The sequence below is a fragment of the Pseudomonas sp. PvP025 genome (assembly GCF_017832155.1).
In the GTDB taxonomy this organism is placed as follows: Bacteria; Pseudomonadota; Gammaproteobacteria; order Pseudomonadales; family Pseudomonadaceae; genus Aquipseudomonas.
On the sequence record NZ_JAFIBJ010000001.1, the window covers coordinates 2,307,820 to 2,330,852 of the forward strand.

The following is a 23,033-nucleotide window of genomic DNA, read 5'->3' on the forward strand; positions in this document are numbered from 1 at the left end:
TTAGATCATTTCTTCGCCGCCCTTCCCACCGAGAACGATTTCTCCGGCTTCGGCCATACGGCGGGCAATCGTGAGGATTTCCTTCTGCGCAGTTTCGACGTCGCTGACGCGTACCGGCCCCTTGGCTTCGAGGTCGTCGCGCAGCAGTTCGGACGCGCGCTTGGACATGTTCTTGAAGATCTTCTCCTTGACGTTCTCGTCGGAGCCCTTGAGCGCCAGTACCAGCACATCCGAGGACACCTCGCGCAGCAACGCCTGGATGCCACGGTCGTCAACATCGGAGAGGTTGTTGAACACGAACATCAGGTCTTCGATCTGGCCGGACAGGGTGTCGTCGATCTCGCGGATCGAGTCCATCAACTGGCCTTCGACCGAGCTGTCGAGGAAGTTCATGATATCGGCCGCGCGCTTGATGCCGCCCAGGGTGGTGCGCGAGGCATTCGAATTGCCGGAGAACTGCTTCTCCAGAATCGTGTTGAGTTCTTTCAGGGCCGCCGGCTGCACAGTGTTCAGCGACGACACGCGCAGGATGATGTCCAGGCGCACTTTATGGTCGAAGTGGCCGAGCACTTCACCGGCCTGGTCCGGGTCCAGGTACGCGACGACGATGGCCTGGATCTGCGGGTGTTCGTAGCGGATCACGTCGGCCACCGCGCGCGGTTCCATCCACTTGAGGCTGTCCAGGCCGCTGGTGTTGCCGCCCAGCAGGATGCGGTCGATCAGGCCGTTGGCCTTGTCTTCGCCGAGCGCCGAGGTGAGCATCTTGCGGATGTAGCTGTCGGAGCCAACGCCCAGGCTGGTCTGGTCGCCGACAATCTCGACGAACTCGCTCATCACCTGTTCGACTTGCTCACGGTGCACATTGCGCATCTGCGCCATGGCCACGCCCACGCGCTGGACCTCTTTGGGCCCCATGTGACGCAGCACCTGGGCGGCGTCGGTTTCGCCCAGCGACAGCAGCAGCACGGCGGCTTTGTCGACTCGGGAGAGCTTGGCAACAGCGGCTCGATTATCACTCATCTGCGTTGATCCACTCTTTCACGACCTGGGCCACACGGCCCGGGTCTTCTGCTACCAGACTCTTGATTGCGTTCAGCTGAGCGTCATAGCCTTCGCTCGGGCTGGGCAACAGGATGCTTTGCGGGCCGCCGAGGCTGACGCGGTCGTTGGCCAGTTCGCCGTCCAGGCCGCCCATGCCACCCAACTCGACGTCGCCACCGGCCAGGGCCAGTTGTTTCTTGCCGTTGCCGGTGATGTTGTTGAGCACCGGACGCAGCACACCGAACACCAGCACCAGGATGAACAACACCCCCAGCACTTGCTTGACGATGTCCCAGAACCACGGCTGGGTGTAGAACGCCGCTTCAGCGATGACTTCGCCACGCTCGGCGGAGAACGGCATGTTGATCACGCTGACGCTGTCGCCACGGCTGGCGTCGAAACCAACGGCATCCTGCACCAGGCGGGTGAAGCGCGCCAATTCGTCGGCGGTCCACGGCGCACGGGTCACGGCACCGTCGGCAGCGTTGACCTTGACCTGGTCATCGACCACTACCGACACCGACAGGCGATTGATGCGGCCCTGCTGCTGCTTGGTGTGGCTGATGGAACGGTCAAGTTCGAAGTTCTTGGTGGACTGGTTACGCTTGTCCGCCGGGTACGGCGCGAGCATCGGCTGGCCGGTGGCCGGGTCCATGATCTGCTGGCCGTTGGCGTCGAGCAGCGGCTGCCCGGCGGCAATGGCGCCAGCGGTGGCGGCGGCGCCACCGGTGGTTTGCGGGGCGGTGGCCGGGGTCGGTGGCTGGTTGCTCAGGGCACCCGGCACACCTTGCGGGCCGCTGCTGGCGGTACGTTGCTCGCTGGTCGATTGCTCGCTGCGCAGCGCTGGCTGGTCCGGGTTGAACTGCTCGGACGTCGACTCGACGGCGCTGAAGTCCACGTCGGCGGACACTTCGGCCTTGTAGCGGTCGTTGCCCAACACCGGTTGCAGGATGTTGTGCACCCGCTGGGTGAGCATGCTTTCCATGCGGCGGCTGTAGTCGAACTGCTTGCCGGCCTGGGTCAGCGCGGAGTTTTCGGCCATGTCCGACAGCAGGTTGCCCTTCTGGTCGACCACGGTGATTTGCGACTTGCTCAGTTCGGGAACGCTGGTGGCCACCAGGTTGATGATCGCCAGTACCTGGCCAGGCTCCAGGGAGCGGCCGGAAAACAGCTCAACCAGTACCGAGGCGCTGGGCTTGCGCTCGTCACGCACGAACACCGAGCTTTTCGGAATCGCCAGGTGCACACGGGCGCCCTTGACGTTGTTGAGGCTGGAGATGGTGCGCGCCAGTTCGCCTTCAAGGCCACGACGGTAGCGCGTGGCTTCCATGAACTGGCTGGTGCCCAGGCCCTGGTCCTTGTCGAGGATTTCGAAACCGATGTTGCTGTCGGACGGCGTCACGCCGGCGGCGGCCAGCTTCATGCGGGCACGGGCCACGTCATCGGCCTTGACCAGCAAGGCGCCGGAGTTGGGTTCTACGGTGTAGGCGATGTCGGCGGCGGCGAGGGTTTCCATGATCTGCTTGGAATCCATGCCCGCCAGGCTGCCGTACAGCGGACGGTAATCGGGTTGCTGCGACCACAGCACCACGGCAAAGCCAATCGCCACGCTCGCCGCCAGGCCGACCATCAGGCCGACCTGACGCAGCATGGTCATTTCCGAGAGGTTTTCCAGGAACGACAGGCCAAACAGCGGCGGCTTGCCACCTGCTTTGGCGGGTACGTTGTCGGTGACTGCTTCTGCCATGACTTAACTCTCGCCCTTAAACCGGCATCTGCATGATGTCTTGGTAAGCCTGAACCACTTTGTTACGCACTTGGGTCAAGGCTTGAAAGGAAACGCTGGCCTTTTGCGAAGCGACCATCACATCAGTGAGGTCCACGCCGCTTTTGCCGATTTCGAATGCGGTGGCCAACTGGCTGGAGGCTTGCTGGGTGTCGCTGACCTTGTTGATGGCCTGACCGAGCATGTCGGCAAAATTGCTTTGGCCCAGTTCCGGCACGGGTGCGACGGATTTCGGCCGGGCCATGGCATCCATTTGCATGGAGCGCATATCCAACATCAACCGATTGAACTCAATACCCTGGCTCATGACCTTCTCTCTCCGACAACCCGCAAATTTTTGACACTACGCAGCAGTTATCAGGGGTAGGTGCAACAAGGGTGCCAGCTCTGGAGCAACTCGTAAGAAAAGGCGACAAAGGCGGTCGGACTATATTTCACCCAGCCACTGACGAGGACGACTCCTGTGGCGAGCGGGCTTGCCCCGCGTTGGGGTGCGAAGCGCCCCCAATCGAGCAAAACGCGGTGTACCTGATACGGCTCAGCGCCTGGCTTTGGGGCTGCTGCGCAGCCCAACGCAGGGCAAGCCTGCTCGCCACGGTGGCTGAGCAAACCGGTGCAGGGTTGAGTCAGGTGGCGAAGAGGTAGGCTTCGACGTCCATGCCGGCGTCGCGCATCTGCGCCAGCTTGTAGCGCAGGGTGCGCGGGCTGATACCGAGGCGCTCGGCGGCCTCTTTGCGGCGGCCGCGCTCGGCACGCAGGGTGTCGATGATCATCTGGAATTCACGGCGACGCAGGTCGTCACCCAGCGCGCCCGCCGATTCAGCTTCGGCGACCACGGGCGCGGGCGCCAGGCTCGGCAACGGCGCCGCGCCCGTGCCGGTGGCCAGGCAGAAATCCTGCGGCTGGATCAAGCCGCCCTGCTGCAGGATCAACGCACGCTGGATCGCGTTGTCCAGTTCGCGCACGTTACCCGGCCACGGGTAGCCGATCAGGCACGCCTGGGCCTCGGCCGACAGCCGCGCCTGGGCGTGCTTCATTTTTTTGACGTGGTTGCGCAACAGGCGCTCGGCCAGCGGGATGATGTCCGCCGGGCGTTCGCGCAACGGGCGCCAGGCCAGAGGGAATACCGACAGCCGGTAGAACAGGTCTTCACGAAAGCGCCCCGCCGCCACTTCACCCGCCAGGTCGCGATTGGTGGTGGCGACCACGCGAATATCCAGCTGAATCGGCTTGCGCGCGCCCACCCGCTCCACTTCACGCTCCTGCAATACCCGCAGCAGCTTGGCTTGCAGGCCCAGGGGCATTTCCGAGATTTCATCGAGCAGGATGGTGCCGCCGTCTGCCTGCTCGAACTTGCCAGCCTGGGCCGCGATGGCACCGGTGAACGAGCCCTTTTCGTGGCCGAACAGGGTGGCTTCGAGCATGTTGTCGGGGATCGCGGCGCAATTGATCGCGATAAACGGTTGTTTGGCGCGGCTCGATTGCTGGTGGATATAGCGCGCCAGCACTTCCTTACCGGTGCCGGACTCGCCCGAGATGAGCACGGTGGAGTCGCTGCGCGCTACACGGGCGGCCAGTTCCAACAACTGGGCACTGGCCGGCTCGAAGGCAATCGGGCCCTCGCCGTCGGGATTGGAAATAACGCCAAGGGCGTGCCGGGCAACCAGTTCGATCAGCGCCTTGGGCTCGAACGGCTTGACCAGATAATCTGCCGCGCCCTGGCGCATGGCGTCCACCGCACGCTCGACGGCGCCGTGGGCGGTCATCAGCAGCACCGGCAATTGCGGGTGGCGCGCGCGCAGCAGGCCGAGCAACTGGTGACCGTCCATGCCGGGCATGTTCACGTCGCTGACCACCAGACTGAAAGCCTCCTGTTCCACGGCCGCCAAGGCTTCTTCGGCGGAACCGACCGCGCAGTAGTCATGGCCCGCCAGCAGCAGCGTGTCAGCCAATGCCTCACGCAGGGCGCGATCGTCTTCCACCAACAAAACCTTGATAGACATATCCTTACTCCGCGCCTGCCGCACTGGTAAACAGCGGCAGGGTCATCAATGCACAGGTGCCACGCCCCAACCGGGAGTGCAGCAGCAATTCTCCCTGATGGGCACGCGCCACTGCCTTGACCACGGTCAGGCCCAGGCCCGTTCCGTTGGTCTTGGTAGTAAAAAAGGGTTCGCCCAGGCGTTGCAGCACCCGCGGGTCGATGCCGCTGCCGCTGTCGCTGATGCACAGGCGCAGGGTTTGCTCGCGGCTGTACAAGTGAATCTTCAGGCGTGCGCCGGGGCCGCTGGCCTGGGTGGCATTTTCGATCAGGTTGAGCAGCGCGCCCACCAGGGTGTCGCGGTTGCACAGCAGCTCACCGAGATGGCTGTCGCACTGCCAGCGCACTTGCACGTCCTGGATATGAGTGGCAGCGGCGGCCTGCAGCGCCTGCATCAGCGCCGCCGGGGTGACGCGGTCGGTCAAAGGCAACTCGCCACGGGCAAACACCAGCATGTCACGCACCTGATGCTCCAGCTCATGCAGGCGCTCTTTCAAACGTCCGGCAAAGCGCTGATGGGTGGCGGCGGGCAATTGCTCGTCAGTCAAATGACTGGCGTAGATCAGCGCGGCCGACAGCGGTGTGCGGATCTGATGCGCCAGAGAAGCGACCATCCGGCCCAGCGATGATAACCGTTCGTGGCGTGCCAGCTGGTCCTGCAGGTGCCGGGTTTCCGTCAGGTCGTTGAGCAGCACCAACTGACCGGGCTCGGCGTCCAGGGAACGGGTGGCAATGGACAGGCGGCGCCCGTCCTTGAGGGAAATTTCATGGCCATCGTCTTCACGGGGGGCAAAGCAGCGGGTGATGACTTCACGCCACAGTTCGCCTTCGAGCGGCAGGCCGAGCATGTCGCAGGCGGCCGGGTTGGCCTCGCGCACGCGGCCCTGGTCGTCGATCACGATGACGCCACCCGGCAACAGCGACAGCAGGTTTTGCAGACGGTTGGCCAAACGCTCTTTCTCGGCCAGCTCTTGCATACGCTGGGCACTGACCACCGCCAACTCGCCCTTGAGCTCGGAAACCCGGGCTTCCAGCAGGCTGTAGGAGTCGGTCAGTTGGCTCGACATCTGGTTGAATTGCGAGAACGCCTGCTCAAGACCCTGGCGGATCGGCGACTCTACAGGCGGAACCAGCCCCTGGATGGCAGGGGCCGAAGATAGCTGGGCGGCGTGGGGCATGATGCTCTCTCGCTGGCTGACCGTCAGTTAAACGGAACGTTGCGAGAGCTGTAGCAATACCCGTGCCTAAAAAAATAGACTTATTTTTCAGTCAGTTGAAAAACAGGCGTCAATCATCCGGCTGTTCATCACCTTCACGACGGCTCATTCCGTACTTGCGCATCTTCTCCACCAGCGTGGTTCGACGGATGCGCAGGCGTTCGGCGGCGCGGGCGACGATGCCGTTGGCATCGTCCAGGGCCTGCTGAATAAGGCCTTGCTCCAGATTGCCGAGGTAGTCCTTCAGGTCCAGGCCTTCGGGCGGCAGCATGGCAGTGGACGCGAAGTCTGGCGTATGGCCATTAATGGCCACTCGCTCTTCCAGGTCACTGCGCAGGCTGTCGACCATCTGCTCGTCTTCGTCGTCGACGTAGCGGAATTTTTTCGGCAGCTCGACCACGCCGATCACGCCATAGGGATGCATGATCGCCATGCGCTCCACCAGGTTGGCCAGCTCGCGGACGTTGCCCGGCCAGCCGTGACGGCACAAGGACATGATCGCGGCGGAGTTGAAGCGGATCGAGCCGCGCTTTTCGTGTTCCATGCGCGAGATCAATTCGTTCATCAGCAACGGGATGTCTTCCACGCGCTCGCGCAGCGGAGCCATCTCGATGGGGAATACGTTGAGGCGGTAGTACAGGTCTTCGCGGAAGCTGCCGACCTCGATCATGCTTTCGAGGTTTTTGTGGGTGGCGGCAATGATGCGCACATCAACGCTCTGGGTCTTGTTGCTGCCCACACGTTCGAAGGTGCGTTCCTGCAACACGCGCAACAGCTTGACCTGCATCGGCAGCGGCATGTCGCCGATTTCGTCGAGGAACAGGGTACCGCCATTGGCCAGTTCGAAACGCCCGGCACGGCTGGTGATGGCGCCGGTGAAGGCGCCCTTCTCGTGGCCGAACAGTTCGCTTTCAAGCAGCTCTGCCGGGATCGCCCCGCAATTGACCGGCACAAAGGGTCCGTCGCGGCGCTTGGAGTGATAGTGCAGGTTACGCGCGACCACTTCCTTGCCGGTGCCGGACTCGCCGAGGATCAGCACGCTGGCGTCGGTGTCGGCCACTTGCTGCATCATCTGGCGCACGTGCTGGATCGCACGGCTGGTGCCGACCAGGCTGCGGAACAGGTTAGGCTCGCGGTGACGGCCGCGCTCGCGGGCCTGGTCGTACATCTCGCGATAGACCTGGGCACGGTGCAGGGAGTCGAGCAATTTGCTGTAGCTGGGCGGCATTTCCAGCGTGGACAACACGCGGCGGCGTTGGTCTTCGGGCAACTCGACCGAAGAAATATCGCCCATCAGCAACACCGGAAGGAACTCATCCCAGGTCGACAGTGTCTTTAACAAGCCCAAAACTGCGCCAGGAGCGTTTACCGTCCCGATCAGCACACAGATGACTTCACGGCTCGATGACAATGAGCTGACCGCCTGCTGCCAATCATGGCTGCCGCAGGGCAGATTTTCTTCGCCAAGAAAATTCAAAATCACCGCCAGGTCGCGGCGGCGAACGCTATCGTCATCAATGAGCAGAATTTTGGTTTCACGCCACATGCAATAGCAACTTCCCTAGTAAAACTTCCTGCCCCAGTGTGAGAGCAATCAAGACGTCCGTAGGACTCATTACCTTGTAGACGTCTGAAATCTGAAAACAACACTAGTTAAGTCAAAAAAACCTGCGCAGTCAAATTTATGACGCGCATTAGGGTTAACCGACTCTGTTCAACCAAACAGATGGTAGACCTTTGACGCGTTTTTCGCCTGGTTGATCTGCGACATCTCTTCGAAAATCGCCTGCCTCTCCCCCGTCGTCACCTCGAGCAATTGCTGGTACACCGCCAGCAGACTTTCCAGCTTTTCACGCAACGCATCCTCGTTGACCGGTGCTTCGCTGAGCACCTGATCGATCACATCGCGGCAGCCCAGGTCGAGTTCGCCGATGGCCTCCCAGTTACGGTCCGCCAGCGCGCCTACCAGCGCCTCACGGGTTTCATCAATGCGTTGCAGTGCATGGCTCATGACGTATTCCTCGAGGCCGTTGGCCTTACTGTGCGGCGCCTTGTGGGGTAGCGATACCATCCCAGCCTTGCTTGACGGTAATCATCAAGCGCGCAACCTCGTCGATCATCTCGGGGTCGTTATGCAGGTTGGCTTCCATCAGACGGTTGGTCATGTAGGCATACAGACTTTCCAGTTGCTGGACATACGCCGGGTTTTCGCTCTTTTCAGCGTCAAGACCGTCGCGCAGGCCGATGATGATATCCACCGCCTTGCCGAGCATCAGGCCCTTTTGCGCAATGTCACCACGCGCCAGCGCCCCCTTGGCCTGAGCCATGCGGTCAAGCCCACCCTCCATCAGCATCTGCACCAGACGGTGCGGACTGGCTTCAGAGATCTGAGCATGGGAATTGACCTTCTGGTATTGGCGAAGGGCTCTCATGGGATTCATGGTTCTACCTCGTAACAGGCGACAGCGGAAAGATTTCAGTAACGTTTATGTCGACTCGATTACCCATAACTTTAATCCCGCGGTTATCAAAAAAGCCAATGCACGCAGCATTGGCTTTTTGCGTGGTGCCGCAAGGGCGCCACAAATCCGCTTGGTACAGTTCCTGCTTTGCCCATTTCCAATCGTAGGAAACGATATTTAATTGACAGTCGCGGGCACCATGAAAAATATCATCAAGTTGTTAGTGCCAGAGATGCCGAAGGTCGAGCAGATTCTTCCGTACTGGCAGCAGATCGATGAAAATCGCTGGTACACCAATTTCGGCCCGCTGGTCTGCGAACTCGAAGAGCGGCTGTCGCGCTCATTCAGTCGCGAGCCGACGAAGGTGCATGTAGTGTCCATGGCCAATGGCACCTGCGCGCTGCAAATCGCTCTGGAAGCGTTGAGGCTGCGCAAGGCTGGCCGAGTGCTCGTGCCGGGGCTGACCTTCGTCGCCACGGCCACCGCCATCATCCGTGCGGGACTTACGCCGCTGATCAGCGATGTGGACTCGGACAACTGGTTGCTGACGCCCGCCATAGCACGCGCAGCACTGGCTCAAACGCCTTTTGACGCAGTGATGCCGGTCGCGACGTATGGTTGCCCTCAGGACGTCGCCGGCTGGGACCTGTTCACCGCCGAAACCGGCATCCCGGTGGTGGTGGACGCCGCAGGCGCCTGGGGCAATCAACAGGTCGGCCTGACCACCAAGGTTGCCTTCAGCCTGCACGCCACCAAGGCGCTGGGCGGCGGCGAAGGCGGTTTTGTCGCCGCTCGCCACCACGCTTATGGCCAGAGCATGCGCGCACTCAGCAACTTCGGCATCGATGCCCAGAGTGGCGGCCTGGTGTTCGATGCGGGCGAGAACGGCAAGATGAGCGAATACCACGCCGCCGTTGCGCTGGCCGCGCTGGACAACTGGCCGACCGTCGCCGAAACACGGCGCAACCTGCATCAGCGCTATGCCGCCCGCCTGCTGGAGCGGATTCCCGCACTGAAACTTCAAGTCAAACCCGCCGAAGGCGTGTACAGCCTGATGCTGGTGTTACTGCCGCCGGGCGTTCGCGGCGTGGACATTCAACTGCGCCTGCTCGGCGAAGACATCGAAACCCGTCGCTGGTACTGCCCTCCCCTGCACGGCCACCCGGCCTTCCAGGCGTGCGCAGCCGGCCCGCTGCCGCAGGTCGACCTGTTGACCGAACGCCTGTTGGGCTTGCCCTTCCATCTTTCATTGACCGATGCAGACATCGAACGAGTGATCGACTGCCTGGCAGACCTGCTCACCGATCAAGCGGCTGCGACATGACCGCCCGCGCAGACATCCGGTTCAACCTTCGCCCCTTGTTCAAACTGGTGTGAGCATGACAACTACTCCTTCAGCCACACACGTGCCGCTGGTCAGCATTGCGATACCGGCCTACAGCCCTCGATTCTTCGAGGCGGCATTGAGCAGTGCGCTGAATCAGCGCTACACCAATATCGAAGTGGTGATCACCGATGATTGTCGCGACGACGGCGTTCGCCTGATTACCGAACGCCTGGCTGCACAGTCGGCTGTGCCGGTGCGCTACCTGCACAACGAACAGCAGTTGGGCGGCATGCTCAACCTCAACCGCTGCATGCAGGAGTCCCAGGGCGAATACATCAAGTTTCTCAACGACGATGACGTGCTGCTGCCCGACTGCGTTTCGCGCATGGCGGCGGTACTCCAGGCGCGCGACGATATCGCGCTGGTCACTTCGCGACGCACGATAATCGATGCCCAGGGTGACGCGCAGCCGGATATCCTCGAAACGTGCGGCGTGTTCAGCGAAGACACCTGCCTGCACGGCGAAGACATTATTTCGCTGCTCTGCGACTGGCCGGTGAATTTCATCGGCGAACCCAGCACCGTGATGTTTCGCCGCGCGCAGTTGAGCGACAAACTGCCGCACATCTGTGCCCTTGGCGGCGTGGTGATCCGCGCCATCAACGACCTGGCGATGTTCGTGAACCTGCTGCAGCACGGTCACCTGGCGTTTCTGCATGAGCCGCTGTCGCTGTTTCGTCGGCATGCCGACCAGCGTCAGAACCAGCCCGACATGCAAGCGCTGTTCAAGCAGAGCCGTGCCGACTTCGTCGAGCAGATTCGTGCGCTGGGATTGTATCGCCCGCAGTTCCTGCTGCAGGTGCGTCGCCGCTCCCTGTTCAGCCCTCAGGCATTCACGCCGTTTGCACTGCGCAATGCTTACGTTGCCCCCAATGCCGAAGCTACTGCATCGGCGGGCAGTGCCGAAACGTGCGAATTGCTGGAGGTACACCGGCCCACTCTGGAGGACAGCGAGCCCCCCGTGGCCGTGGTGATCCATGCCTTTCACCCGGATTTGCTGCCAGACATCCTGCAGCGCCTGATTCAACTGCATGAGCGTCTGCATCTATACGTCACCTGTATGGCAGGGCGCGAAAATGAAGTACGCGGCCATTTGGCGGCAGTAGGCCTGGGTTATTCACTGTTCCGGGTGCCCAACCATGGGCGCGACGTCCTGCCGTTTTTGAGCGTACTGCCGTATTTACGCGCCGATAATATCCACACCCTTGTCAAGCTGCACACCAAGCGTTCGATCCACCTGGGTGTCGCCAATTCATGGGCCAGTGACCTGTTCGATGACCTGCTCGGGCCAGTGCGCTTTCGCCAGTCGGTGGAGTACCTGGCCAACCCGACGCACCATCCGCTGCTGGGCACGGAGCACTATCGCCAGGCAGTGGTCACCAACCTGTCTGAAAACAACCGCTTCCATCTGCTCGCCCTGGCCGAGCGTGCCGGCATTGACCCACAGCACATCAACGAGGCGGATTTTTTTGGCGGCACCATGTTCTTCATGCGCCTGGAGGCACTGGCCCCACTGGAGCGCATGCACCTGACGCCTGCCGACTTTGAAACCGAGGCCGGCCAGCTTGACGGCACCCTTGCCCACGCGTTTGAACGTTTTTTCGGCGTGCTGGGACATCTCGGCAAACAGCAGCGCAATGTCCACCTGTATCAGCGCTGGCTGGCAACCCGGCAACTGGCCGCCAGCGAATTCGAAGGCTTGCCGGCGCGACTGGCAAGCTGGCCGCAGCAACCGGGCGTATTGCTGGTGGTGACCGATACCAGCGGTGACATCGCCGCCTTGCGCGCCACCCTGGACAGCATCGACCGCCAGCTCTACCAGGCGGCAGCCATCGCCGTACTGTCCAATGTCGAGCCCGCCGGGATAACCCCGGCCGACAATCGGGTGTGGCTGCCGCTGGCAGAGTCCTGGCCGAGCCAGCTCAATGAACTGCTGCAAGGCATCCAGGCCGACTGGTACTACCTGCTGCGCGGCGGCGACCAGCTCGACCCCCATGCCCTGCTGCTGCTGGCCGAGGGGATCGCGCTGAATCCCGGCATCCGTGCCTGTTACAGCGACGAGGATTCGATCACCGCCTCGGGCTGCCAGGACCCGGTCTTCAAGCCGGACCTCAACCTCGACCTGTTGCGCAGTTACCCGTATGTGGGCCGCACCCTGGCGTTCAGCCGCGACGCCGCCTTGCAGGCCGATGGCTTCGACCCTGCCTTCACGGAACTTGCGCCCCAAGACCTGCTCTTGCGGCTGATCGAGGCTCACGGGCTGGGCTGCGTCGGCCATATCGCCGAAGTGCTGGTGCACCAGGCTATCAACTTCGGCCAGTGGCTGTGTGAAGCCCAGGTTATCGCCCACTCCGCTGCGGTCGTCGAGGCGCACCTGCAGCGCCTGGGCGTGGCGCACGAATTGCGCACCGGCCCCCTGCCGATGGTGCACCGCGTGGTCTATCAGCACCCCGCAAAACCGTTGGTGTCGATCATCATCCCCACCAAAGACCAACTGCCTATGCTGATGCGCTGCATAGAAAGCCTGATGGAGAACACCCGCTATACCTATTACGAACTGCTCATCGTCGACAACAACAGCCAAACCGCCGAAGCCCGCGAATGGTTCGCCGGCATGGAGCACCTGAACGATGCCAAGGTGCGCATCCTGCGCTACCCACACCCGTTCAACTATTCGGCCATCAACAACTTCGCCGCCAGTCGCGCCCGTGGCGAGTACCTGGTGCTGCTCAACAACGACACCGCCGTCATCGACGGCGATTGGCTGGACGCCCTGCTCCATCACGCCCAGCGACCGGAAGTCGGCATTGTCGGCGCCAAACTGCTGTTCCCCAACGGCACGGTGCAGCACGCAGGCGTGGTCCTTGGCTTGCGCGGCGTGGCCGATCACGGCTTCATCGACAGCCCGATGCTGTCCAACGGCTACCTGCACCGCCTGCAGATCGATCAGAACTACAGCGCCGTAACCGCCGCCTGCCTGATGATCCGCACCGAGCTGTATCGCCAGGTGGGCGGGATGGACGAGGCCGGCCTGGGGGTTTCCTACAACGATGTGGACCTGTGCCTGAAAGTCGGCCAGGCCGGGCAACTGGTGGTCTGGACGCCTTACTCGATACTGATGCATGAAGCCAATGTGAGTCAGAACAAGGTCGACAAGACCAGCCAGGACGCCAAACGCGAGCGCTTCAAGCGCGAACAGTCGGTGATGTATCAGCGCTGGCTGCCGCAGTTGGCGAACGACCCTGCCTACAATCGCAACCTGACCCTGGAAGGCGGCGGCTTCGCTTACGAATGCAACAGCGATGTGGCCTGGCGGCCATTCGCCAGCCGCACGCTGCCTTATGCTCTGTGCTATCCCGGCGACTCCTTCGGCAGCGGGCATTATCGAGTGCGTCAGCCCTTCGCTGCCTTGCAGGCCGCCAGACTGATCGACGGTGAAGTGAGCGATTTGCTGCTGCAACCGGTAGAACTGGAGCGCCTGGCGCCGGACACGATCATCTTCCAGCGCCAGTTCACCAAAACCCAACTGGAAGTCATCCAGAATGCCCGTTCGCTGTCCAAAGCCTTCAAGGTGTACGAGCTGGACGACTACATCCTGGATGTGCCCAAGGGCAACCTGACCCGCTCGCTGTTTCCCAAAGACACCGCCAAGCGCCTGAAAAAGGCCGTTGCCCTGTGCGATCGACTGGTGGTGTCGACCCAACCGCTGGCCAATGCGCTCAAAGGCTACAACGCCGACATTCGCGTGATGGAGAACCGCCTGCCCGCCCAGTGGTGGAGCGGGCTGACGAGCCTGCGCCAGCAGGGGCGCAAGCCTCGGGTGGGCTGGGCCGGTGGTTCGAGCCACGGCGCCGACCTGCTAGTGATTGCCGAGGTGGTTCGCGAACTGGCCGGCGAGGTGGAATGGGTGTTCATGGGCATGTGCCCACCGGCCCTGCGCCCCTACGTCCATGAGTTTCACGGTGGCGTGAACATCGACCAATACCCGGCACGCCTGGCAGCCCTGAACCTGGACCTGGCGCTGGCGCCGCTGGAAGACAATTTTTTCAACGCCTGCAAAAGCAACCTGCGGCTGCTGGAATACGGCGCCTGCGCCCTGCCGGTGATCTGTTCGGACATCCTGTGTTATCGCGGTGATCTTCCGGTGACGCGGGTCAAGAACCGCTCCAGTGACTGGATTGCCGCCATTCGCGAACACCTGGCCGAACCGGACGCCAGCGCCGCAGCCGGCGACGCCCTGCACAGCGTGATACTGGACAAGTGGATGCTCAGGGAAGACAACCTGCTGGCATGGCGAGAGGCGTGGCTGCCCTGACGTGTGCATGAGGAACGCTTAAACCCCAGCAGTGGAGCTTTTATGTGGCGAGCGGGCTTGCCCTAATGCCGTTCAGTTTAAGCGCAGACTCCCTGTGGCGAGCAGGCTTGTCCTGCGTTGGGCTGCGCAGCAGCCCCAAAGCCAGGCGCTGAGCCGTATCAGGTACACCGCGTTTTGCTCGATGGGGGGCGCTTCGCACCCCAACGCGGGGCAAGCCCGCTCGCCACAACACGCCTGCTCGCCACAGGGAGTCTGCGCACGCATAAAAAAGCCCAGGTCAACGACCCGGGCTTTTTGCCAATCAGTCAAATCAGTTGTTTTTCTGGTTGTTCAGCGCGTTGAGCGTACCCAACACGTTGTTGCTCTGCTGGCGCAACTGGGCCACCAGGGAGTCCATCGCCGCGTACTTGTTGGTCAACGTGGTCTGGTAGGCATCGATCCGCTGGTCGAGTGCAGACTGTTGCTTGGCCAGGTCCTTGAGGCTATCGGACAACGAGGTGGAACGCGTCGCCAGGATACCGGTGGTCGGTTTGGCGTAGGCGTCGGTCGCCGTGGTCAAGCGCGCCAGCAAGCCGTCCTTGCCCGTGAAGATGCTGCTGAGGTCCGCAGCATTGGTCTTCATCGCGTTGTCCCACTGCTTGTCGTCGATCGACAGCAGGCCGGTGGTCTGGTCGGTTTCGACGCCGAACTGGGCCAGGGATCTCAATGCACCGTTGCCCGACATCGTGTTGAACTCGTTGCGAATCGCCGATTGCAGCGTGCGCATGGTCGAGTCACCGGTCAATGTCGCCGCCACGGGGTCGCCCGCCGCACTTTTGGTCACCGCCGTTTCTGCGGTCATCGCCTTGAGCAGCGCGTTGTAGGTGTCGACGAAGCCCTTGACGCCGGATTTGAGTGCGGTGGTGCTGGTACTGACGGAGATGGTCAGGGCCGTACGCACAGGATTATCACTCTTGTCTCCCGCAGTCGCCAGCGGCGACACCGTCAGCAACTTGATGCTGACACCACTCACCGCCTCGGTAATGTTGTTGGTCTTCGATTCGGCGGCAATGCCATCAATGGTGTACTTGGCATTCTGCGGCGGATTGACCACGGTGTAGCCGGTGTCGACACCCGAGTTGCCGGACATGGTCAAGTCCGTGCCCACACCGCCATTGGTCGAGGTGAGGATCAACCGTGAACCATTGGAGTCGGTGAGGATGTTGGCACTCAGGCCCGCAGTGCCGAACTGCGAGTTGATCGAGTCACGTACCTGCTGCAGGGTCGCGCCGGGCGCCACACTAACGTCAAAGTTCTTGCCTGACTGCGAAATGGTCAGCGTGGTCGCCGTGTTGCCCTTGTTGATCACGCTCGATGCGCCACCGGCAAAGTTGGCGCTGCTCAGCTTCGAAGGCTGGGCCAGCTGCGACACCACCAGCGAAAACGAGCCGTTGGAAGCGCCCGCGCCTGCGGTCATGGTGGCAACTTTTTCGTCCGAGGACGTACCGACCAGGCCACTGAAGCTGTTGTCGGTCCCCTGGGTCTTTAGCGCACCACGGAACGCGTCCAAGGCTGCCTGAATCTTTCCGATGGACGAAAGTTGAGTGGTCGCTTTCTGCGATTGCGTGTTGATCTGAAGCTGTTTCGGTGCTTTTTCAGCATTTACCAGCGACGTAATGATCGAGCTGGTATCGATACCAGAACCCACACCACTAACTGTTGTACTCGCCATCATCGTGCTCCTAATTCGGTAGTTGCCGTTTTCTTGACGAGCAACCCATCAAGACATCACCGCAACAAGTTTCATGCCAGCTCAGACCTTTTCGTCGAACAGCACGTGGCTGGCATTTGCCAGGTTTTGCGCCAACTTCAAGGCTGTTTCCGAGGGAATCTGGCGAATCACCTCGCCACTGTCGGTGGCGATGACCTTGACCACAACCCGGTGGGTTGAATCGTCAATCGAAAAATCCAGTTTGCGCTGGGCCGCTTGTACGAATTCACGAATATCGGTAACCGCTTGTTCCAGGTCAGCCCGTTCCGGCTTGCCGGCGATCGGCGCGATGGCCTCGACCTTGCTCTTGTCCTTGTCCGCAACGAGTGCGGTCGGTGCGCTTTGAGGTGCAACCGGTGGATAAGACGAGGCTAGCTTTACACTCATGTCCATGTCCAATCTCCTCTAAAACCGAAACGACGAAAGGGCACGTAAACGCACCCTTCCGTCAGTCACCAAGCGCGGTTATTACTGAAGCAGCTTCAGTACAGCGGATGGCAGTTGGTTGGCCTGCGACAGGATCGCGGTAGCGGCCGATTGCAGAGTTTGTTGCTTGGTCAACTCGGCTGTTTCAGCAGCGAAGTCGGTGTCTTGTACAGTCGAACGTGCAGCGGTGGAGTTCTTCTGAATGTTGGTCAGGTTGTCTACGGTAGTGGTCAGACGGTTCTGAACAGCACCCAGGCCCGAACGTACGCTGTCGATGCCGCCGATAGCCTTGTCGATCACTGCCACTGCGGCCTGTGCGTTGAAGGCACTGGTCACGTCGGTTTGAGCGATGGTGGTTTTGGCCGACGCTGCGGCAGTGCCGGTAGCGGCGAACAGACCGGTTACACCGGCACCGTTCAGTGCATAGCCCTTGGACGAGTCCAGGTTCACGGAACCGGTGGCGGTCAGGCCGTTAGCCAGTGCCGCAGCGGTGCCGTAGTTGCCGGAACCATCTTTGGTGGCAACGGTGATCGAGCCGGCTGCGGTGGCAGCGCTGAATGCCAGGTTCTCACCGGAGTCGGATTTGACCGACAGGGTGCCTTTGGATTCGTCGTAGTTGACGCTAATGCCGAGCTTGGCGGAGTTGGATTTCAACTGGTCAGCCAGGCTGGCAGTATCGGTCACGCCGGTGAACGTTGTAGCTTGGCCACCAATGGTCAAGGTGAACGAAGCCGGAGTCGTTTTGGCAGCAGCGCCGACGACGAACTGAGCTTCAGTGCTGGCGGTAGCCGACAGGCCGCCTACAGCGCCGTTCAGTTGGCTGGCGATGGTTTTGGCCGAAGAGCCTGCAGCTACAGTCACGCTGGCAGTCTGGCCGTTACCGGTGATGCCAATCGCGCCGCCCGCTACGCCGCTAGCGCTAGGAGTGATACCAACGCTTTTAACCTGCTGCGAACCGATGTTGTTGGCGGCAACGTTGTTCAGGCTCAGGTTGATGGTTTCGTTAGCGTTGGCGCCAACCTGAATGGCTTTGGTGCCGTACGAACCGTCGAGCAGCTTCTGGCCACCGAAAGTAGTGGTCTGCGAGATACGGGTCAGTTCCGAAGTCAGCGCCTGGTATTCTTCGTTGTTCGAAGTACGGTCAGCGTCGCTCAGGGAGCCAGTAGCCGAGGACAGAGCCAGGGTACGCATCTTTTGCAGAATGTCGGTCGAAGCCTGCATTGCGCCTTCAGCGGTCTGCGCGATGGAGATACCATCGTTGGCGTTCTTGACCGCTTGGCCCAGGCCGTTGATCTGGCTGGTCAGACGGTTGGAGATCTGAAGGCCCGAAGCGTTGTCTTTAGCACTGTTGATGCTCAGACCAGTGGACAGACGCTGCATGGAGGTTTGCAGCGAGTTGGCTGCTTTGCCAAGGCCGTTCTGGGTAGTGATGGAAGCAATGTTGGTGTTTACTGTTAAAGCCATGACGAAATCCTCGATGGTGGTTTACTGCGGCTTCCGGCCCTGGCAACCGCCGGGTGTGCCTGAGAACCTTCGTAATAGTTATCGTCGTATGAGCCGGTTGCTTGAGTGTTTTTTTGAATATTTTTAATAGCCCCGTGCCACCCCTTGCAATTCAAGGGTTTACGCGGGCCTGAAACCCCGTAATCGCGTGTTTTTCTGGCGCCAAATAAAAAACGCCGATGATCTCTCGATCATCGGCGTTTTGTATGGCGGCTCTATTAAGGTGTCACGGGCGATACAGAATCGCCGAGCCCCACGACAGGCCCACACCGAACCCGCTGATTGCCACGCGTTTCCAGGTGGCGTCCATCACGTGCTTTTCCAGCAGCAACGGAATGCTTGACGACACGGTGTTGCCGGTCTCGACCATGTCCTTGATGAACTTGTCCACCGGTGCATCTTCAAAACGCCGCGCCACGGCGTCGACGATCGCCGCACTGCCCTGGTGAATGCAGAACGCGTCAATCTCGTCAGCCTTGAGGTCTGATTCGTTGAGCAGCTCGTGCAGATGGGCCGGCACTTTGAGCAAGGCAAAGTTGAAGACCTGACGGCCGTTCATGAAGAACACGCCGTCGCTGACCTTGAGGTGCGGCGCGCCGGAACCGTCGGTGCCGAACTTCGACTTGCCGAGCAACCACGGCGCATCTTCGCCCATCCAGGTGGCGGTGGCGGCATCGCCGAACAGCATGGTGGTGTTGCGGTCTTCGGGGTCGACGATTTTCGAATACGGGTCGGCGGTGATCAGCAGGCCGTTTTTCAGGCCGGCGGCTTCCATGAAGCCCTTCATCGCGTAGATGCCGTAGACGTAGCCGGAGCAGCCCAGGGAAATATCAAAGGCGGCCACATGAGTCGGCAGGCCGAGTTTGTCCTGCACGATGGCGGCGGTGTGGGGCAAACCTTCTTCGTCGCCGTTCTGGGTGACGACGATCAGCGCGTCGATTGACTCGCGCTTCAACTCCGGGTTGTTGGCAAACAACGCGTTAACCGCCTCGACACACAGATCGGAGGTTTCCTGCGTAGCTTCCTTGCGCGGCAGGAACGCCGACCCGATCTTGCCAATGATGAATCCTTCATCCTTGGCGAATTTGGCACCCTGGGCGTAGTTATCGATCCCGTCCGCGGGCACGTAACTGGCGATGCTTTTTATGCCAATCATTGTGGCTTCCCAATACCGAATAGCTGGAGAACACCCCCGGGACTGCGCCTGGAGTGCTGACAATAAGAGGGGGTAACCCCGTAAAATCTCGCTGAAAGCCGCACCGCAGGGTGTGCTGGGCGACTTATCCTTTTCACACGATACAGTGAAGATGCGCCTTATGACTCACAGGTCACTCAATTTTCTGCGTTTTGTGCAAAACCCTTCAACAGTTCAGCCGCGAAAACGACAACGGCCCACCCCGTTTTCGGAGTGAGCCGTCGTTCGCTGCGCGAGCCTTACATCTTGTTGAACAGGCTCAACTGCGAGATCTTCACGAACGCCAATTGCGAGGCCTGCAGCATGGTTTGCTGCAAGGTCAGGTTGATCGCCGCCTGCGCGGTGTCGATGTTGCCCAGGTCGCTCATGGTGCTGGTGTTGGCCAGGCCGATGCTGGCGTTCTCACTGGCCTGGGTATCCAGGGCATTCTGCCGCGCGCCGATGGAGCCGCGCACCACATCGATCTGGGTACTGGAGTTGGTGAAGTTGCTGATCGCGGCAGACAACGCGTCCTTGAGCTTGACCGTCGCCGCCGGGCTGCCGTCGGCCGGCAGCTCAAGCGCCTGGCGCAGTTGGCTCAGGGTATCGAGCGCGTTCTGGGTCTTCTGGGTAGCGGCGCCCACCGCAAACTGGTCACCGCTCTGCGGCGTGCCGCTGACGTCGAACGTCACCCCGGCCGCGACGACGGTGGTGCCGCCGCCGGTATCGCCGGTGGCGATGGATTTACTCTCGGACGTGTACGGCTGGGCATACACCTGATACGCCGTGGCGCTGGTGAACTTGATCACCGCACCGTTGTTGGCCGGGAACGTGCTGGCATACGAGGCCTGGTTGGTCACGCGGGCATTGCTCAACTGCGCCGTCGAAGGGTTGCTGGCGGTGCGCGACACGCTGAAAGTGTCCGGCTTGGCTTCCAGGCTGAACGAGCGATCCTTGACCACGGCATCGGAGTTGGGGCCCGACGCGACGTCACCCAGGTTGAAGTTGATGTCGAATTTCACGCCACGCAAGTTGACGCTGGAGCTGCCCTCCTTGGTGGAATCGAACGTACCGTTACCGGGGATCTGCGAGGTGATGTCAACACCGTTCTTGTCGACCACGGTGTACTGGGTACTGCTACTGAAGGTCAGCTTGTAGGGCTGGCCGTCGGCGAATTTATTGGTGTAGTCGATGCCATTGGTGACGAGCCCGGCCGACAACGCCACTTTATTGTCATTGGCTACCGGCTGGGTGGCCGGTGGCACCACGGCCGGCGCGATCCAGGTGGCCTGGGTGCGGCTGGAGTTGACCGCGCCTTCCAGAATGTTCTTGCCGGTGTCACCGGCGCTGATGCTCAGGGTGTCGGACACCTGCAGGCTGAGCGGGGTTTCGTCGCCCTGATAGTTGTAGGTGCCGTCGCTGTTACGGCTGTAGGGCGGCGTATCGGTCTTGGAACCGGAAAACAGGTAGTTGCCCGACGAGTCCTTGCTGTTGAGCAGGCCCAGCACTTGATCTTCGATGGCACCGACTTCACTGGCCACCGAACGGCGGTCCGCATCGCTGAGGGAGCCGCCTGCACGCAGCGCCAGTTCACTGGCACGGCCCAAGGCCAGGTTGATCGACTGCAGCACGCTCTCTTCGTTGGTCAGGGAGTTTTTCAGGCTGGTGACGTTGGTGTTGAACTGGCCCAGCATGTCTTTCTGCTGCTGCAGCATCAACAGGCGCGCCGCCGCCACCGGGTCATCGGCGGCTGTCTGCACGCGTACGCCCGTGGAGGCCTGATCCTGAGCCTGTACCAGGCTAGAATAGTTGGTCTGGTACTTGGCGGCAGTGGTATCGAAATACTGCTGTGTGGAAATGCGCATTGTCCCAGGCTCCCTTAAAGACTATTGATCAGCGTACTGAAGGTTTCTTGCGCCGCCTTGATGATCTGCGACGACGCGGTGTAGTACTGCTGAAACTTGATCATGTCGCCCGCTTCTTCATCCAGGTTGACCTGGGATACCGAGTTGCGCGCGTCCTGGTTGGCCTTGAGCAGTGCGCCCGTGGCCGTGGTGTCGGTGTTGCCCGAGGCGGCCTTGGCCCCGACGGTGGACACCAGTCGACTGTTGGCCCCGACCAGGCTCACGCCGCCGCCGCTACCGTCACTCAGCCCCACCGTGACTTTGGTCTGCAGGTCGAGCAGCGCCTGGGCGTTGCGGTTGTCGGACTTGCCCGTCGCATTGAACGAGAACGTGGTGCTGTCGCCATTGGCGGGCGAGCCGGCGACAGTGGTATCGAACTTGAAGCTCTTGGCCGGCACCAGCACGGCCCCACTGGCATCGCGCATCGGCACGTCGACCGTGATCTTGTTGGTCTGGCCCGGGATGATGGTGCCGGTGCCAATCGAATTGCCCTGGGCATCGTTGAGCGTGTAGCTCTGGGTGCCATCGGCGGCCGGCTTGCCGAACACCATTTTTACCGGCATCGAGCTTTCGATCCCGGTACGCAATTGAGCGGTGTCGGCGCCGCCGTGAATATCAATCGGCACGGTCAGGGTCGGCGGAGTGAAGGTGCCCGTGCCCTGGTTGGTCTTGCTGCCCTCGCCCAGCAACGGCGCGGCGAACGCGACTTTATTGGCGTCGGTCAGTTGGGTGCCGATGGTGGTCGCGCCATTGGCGGTGGGGCTGACTTTGAAACTGTCGCCGGCGGCCATGGGGCCCTTGCCGTCCAGTGCCAGGGTGAAGCCATCGATCACCGGCGGCGGCGTGGTGGTGGTGTCGAACGCGCCCATCGCCTTGCCGTCGGAACGCAGCACGGTATAAGTGCTGCCACTGGTGAAGCTGACCTTGTAGTCGTAGGTCGACAGCTTGCTGGTGTCCTTGATCGTGACATTCAGGTTGCCGGAGCCGGCACTGTTGCCCGCCGCTCCCTGGCTGCGCTGCGCAATGGCGGCGGCGCTGTTGATGTCCTTGAACAACGACGCACCAAAGTCACCGTTCAGGTCCAGGCCCTGGCCCAGCTGGCTGTTGACGGTGTCAGCGGTGGCCAGCGCGATACGCCCCAGGTCGTTGATGGTGGGCGTCAGCACATCGCTGCGGTAACGCAACAGGCCGCCGATGCTGCCACCGCTGAGCACATTGCCCAGGTCGATGGCGGTACTGCCACCGGCATTGAGCTGGATGGTGTACTGGGTCGGATCACTTTTGCTCGGCACTGCCGAAATGCTGTTGGACTGGTCGCCCAGCACCAGGGACTGGCCACTGCCAGTGCTGACGCTGAACACGCCGTTCTTCTCGCCGGTGGTGACGCCCACCAGCTCATTGAGCGAACGCACCGCCTCGTTGCGCGCATCCAGCAGGTTGGCCGGCGCACTCATGTTGGAGCCCTGCGCCTGGGTGATCTGCTTGTTGAGCGAGGCGATGGAAGAGGTCAACTGGTTGACCTGATCACTCATGGTGCTCAACTGACCGTTAATCGACTCTTTCTGTTGGGTCAATTGGCTGGAAATTGCGTTGAAGCGGTTGCTCAGGGTCTGGGCGCTGGTCAGCAGCACCTGGCGGGCGGACACGTCGCTGGGGTTGGCCGCCGAGGTCTGCACGGCGGCAAAGAACCCACTCAGCACCGAAGACATGCCGGTGGTCTTGTCCGACAGGGTCTTGTCGATGGCGCTGGCCTGGCCCGAATAAGCCTTGGCGTCGTTATTGAGCGCCGTGCTGTTCTGGTAAGCCGCGTCGAGGAATTCGTTGTACACCCGGCGCACGTCGGCCAGGGTGGTGCCGGTACCGACGAACAGGCCACCGTAAGGGTTGGCCGCGCTGGCGTTCTGCGTGGTCTGCTGACGCGAATAGCCCGAGGTATTGGCGTTGGCGATGTTGTTACTCAAGACTGACAACGACCCTTGAGCGGCGTTGAGCCCCGACATCCCGATACTGAGCAAACTCATGGTTCA

Annotated in this window: 16 protein-coding genes; 2 read left to right on the forward strand and 14 right to left on the reverse strand. The window is 61.3% G+C overall.

Annotated elements, in window-relative coordinates:
• The 8 genes from fliG to fliS all read right to left on the reverse strand — a co-directional run bounded on the left by fliG (position 1) and on the right by fliS (position 8,526).
• Positions 1 to 1,020, reverse strand: a complete 1,020-nt coding sequence (gene fliG, locus JOE32_RS09550) for a flagellar motor switch protein FliG (RefSeq protein ID WP_003230967.1) — start codon at positions 1,018 to 1,020, stop codon at positions 1 to 3.
• Positions 1,013 to 2,788 carry a flagellar basal-body MS-ring/collar protein FliF gene (gene fliF, locus JOE32_RS09555; RefSeq protein ID WP_209983466.1) on the reverse strand — a complete coding sequence of 592 codons (1,776 nt, stop codon included), beginning with the start codon at positions 2,786 to 2,788 and terminating at the stop codon, positions 1,013 to 1,015. The genes fliG and fliF overlap by 8 nt, the downstream gene beginning before the upstream one ends.
• Before the next feature lie 16 nt (positions 2,789 to 2,804).
• On the reverse strand, positions 2,805 to 3,134 hold the full coding sequence (gene fliE, locus JOE32_RS09560; protein WP_003230964.1) for a flagellar hook-basal body complex protein FliE: 330 nt from the start codon (positions 3,132 to 3,134) through the stop codon (positions 2,805 to 2,807).
• Positions 3,135 to 3,453: 319 nt separating this feature from the next.
• Complete coding sequence (locus JOE32_RS09565) at positions 3,454 to 4,830, reverse strand: sigma-54 dependent transcriptional regulator (protein ID WP_209983469.1); 1,377 nt, start codon at positions 4,828 to 4,830, stop codon at positions 3,454 to 3,456.
• Positions 4,831 to 4,834: 4 nt separating this feature from the next.
• The gene (locus JOE32_RS09570; RefSeq protein WP_209983471.1) at positions 4,835 to 6,046 is read right to left on the reverse strand and encodes an ATP-binding protein; all 1,212 of its coding nucleotides are present in this window, start codon (positions 6,044 to 6,046) and stop codon (positions 4,835 to 4,837) included.
• A gap of 109 nt (positions 6,047 to 6,155) precedes the next feature.
• A complete protein-coding gene (locus tag JOE32_RS09575) occupies positions 6,156 to 7,631 on the reverse strand; it encodes a sigma-54 dependent transcriptional regulator (RefSeq protein WP_209983472.1) in 1,476 nt (491 codons plus the stop codon).
• A gap of 168 nt (positions 7,632 to 7,799) precedes the next feature.
• Positions 7,800 to 8,096: a hypothetical protein gene (locus tag JOE32_RS09580; RefSeq protein ID WP_003230955.1), complete on the reverse strand. Its 297-nt coding sequence runs from the start codon at positions 8,094 to 8,096 to the stop codon at positions 7,800 to 7,802.
• 25 nt (positions 8,097 to 8,121) lie between these two features.
• Positions 8,122 to 8,526 (reverse strand): flagellar export chaperone FliS, encoded by a 405-nt coding sequence (gene fliS, locus JOE32_RS09585; RefSeq protein ID WP_209983475.1) that lies wholly within the window; start codon positions 8,524 to 8,526, stop codon positions 8,122 to 8,124.
• A 220-nt stretch (positions 8,527 to 8,746) separates the two neighbouring features.
• On the opposite strand from fliS, the gene JOE32_RS09590 reads away from it, so the two are divergent.
• Entirely contained in the window at positions 8,747 to 9,871 is a 1,125-nt protein-coding gene (locus JOE32_RS09590) for a DegT/DnrJ/EryC1/StrS family aminotransferase (protein ID WP_209983477.1), read from the forward strand.
• A 55-nt stretch (positions 9,872 to 9,926) separates the two neighbouring features.
• On the forward strand, positions 9,927 to 14,249 hold the full coding sequence (locus JOE32_RS09595; protein ID WP_245229005.1) for a glycosyltransferase: 4,323 nt from the start codon (positions 9,927 to 9,929) through the stop codon (positions 14,247 to 14,249).
• Between the two features lie 310 nt (positions 14,250 to 14,559).
• On the opposite strand, the gene fliD is transcribed toward JOE32_RS09595, so the two are convergent.
• The 6 genes from fliD to flgK all read right to left on the reverse strand — a co-directional run bounded on the left by fliD (position 14,560) and on the right by flgK (position 23,027).
• On the reverse strand, positions 14,560 to 15,960 hold the full coding sequence (fliD, locus tag JOE32_RS09600; protein ID WP_209983479.1) for a flagellar filament capping protein FliD: 1,401 nt from the start codon (positions 15,958 to 15,960) through the stop codon (positions 14,560 to 14,562).
• A gap of 81 nt (positions 15,961 to 16,041) precedes the next feature.
• Positions 16,042 to 16,392 carry a flagellar protein FlaG gene (locus JOE32_RS09605; protein WP_209983482.1) on the reverse strand — a complete coding sequence of 117 codons (351 nt, stop codon included), beginning with the start codon at positions 16,390 to 16,392 and terminating at the stop codon, positions 16,042 to 16,044.
• A 75-nt stretch (positions 16,393 to 16,467) separates the two neighbouring features.
• Positions 16,468 to 17,889, reverse strand: a complete 1,422-nt coding sequence (locus tag JOE32_RS09610; RefSeq protein ID WP_209983484.1) for a flagellin — start codon at positions 17,887 to 17,889, stop codon at positions 16,468 to 16,470.
• Positions 17,890 to 18,154: 265 nt separating this feature from the next.
• A complete protein-coding gene (locus JOE32_RS09615; RefSeq protein WP_209983487.1) occupies positions 18,155 to 19,084 on the reverse strand; it encodes a ketoacyl-ACP synthase III in 930 nt (309 codons plus the stop codon).
• A 278-nt stretch (positions 19,085 to 19,362) separates the two neighbouring features.
• Positions 19,363 to 20,967: a flagellar hook-associated protein 3 gene (locus JOE32_RS09620; protein WP_209983488.1), complete on the reverse strand. Its 1,605-nt coding sequence runs from the start codon at positions 20,965 to 20,967 to the stop codon at positions 19,363 to 19,365.
• Between the two features lie 14 nt (positions 20,968 to 20,981).
• Positions 20,982 to 23,027, reverse strand: a complete 2,046-nt coding sequence (gene flgK, locus JOE32_RS09625; protein ID WP_209983490.1) for a flagellar hook-associated protein FlgK — start codon at positions 23,025 to 23,027, stop codon at positions 20,982 to 20,984.
• Between the last annotated feature and the right edge of the window lie 6 nt (positions 23,028 to 23,033).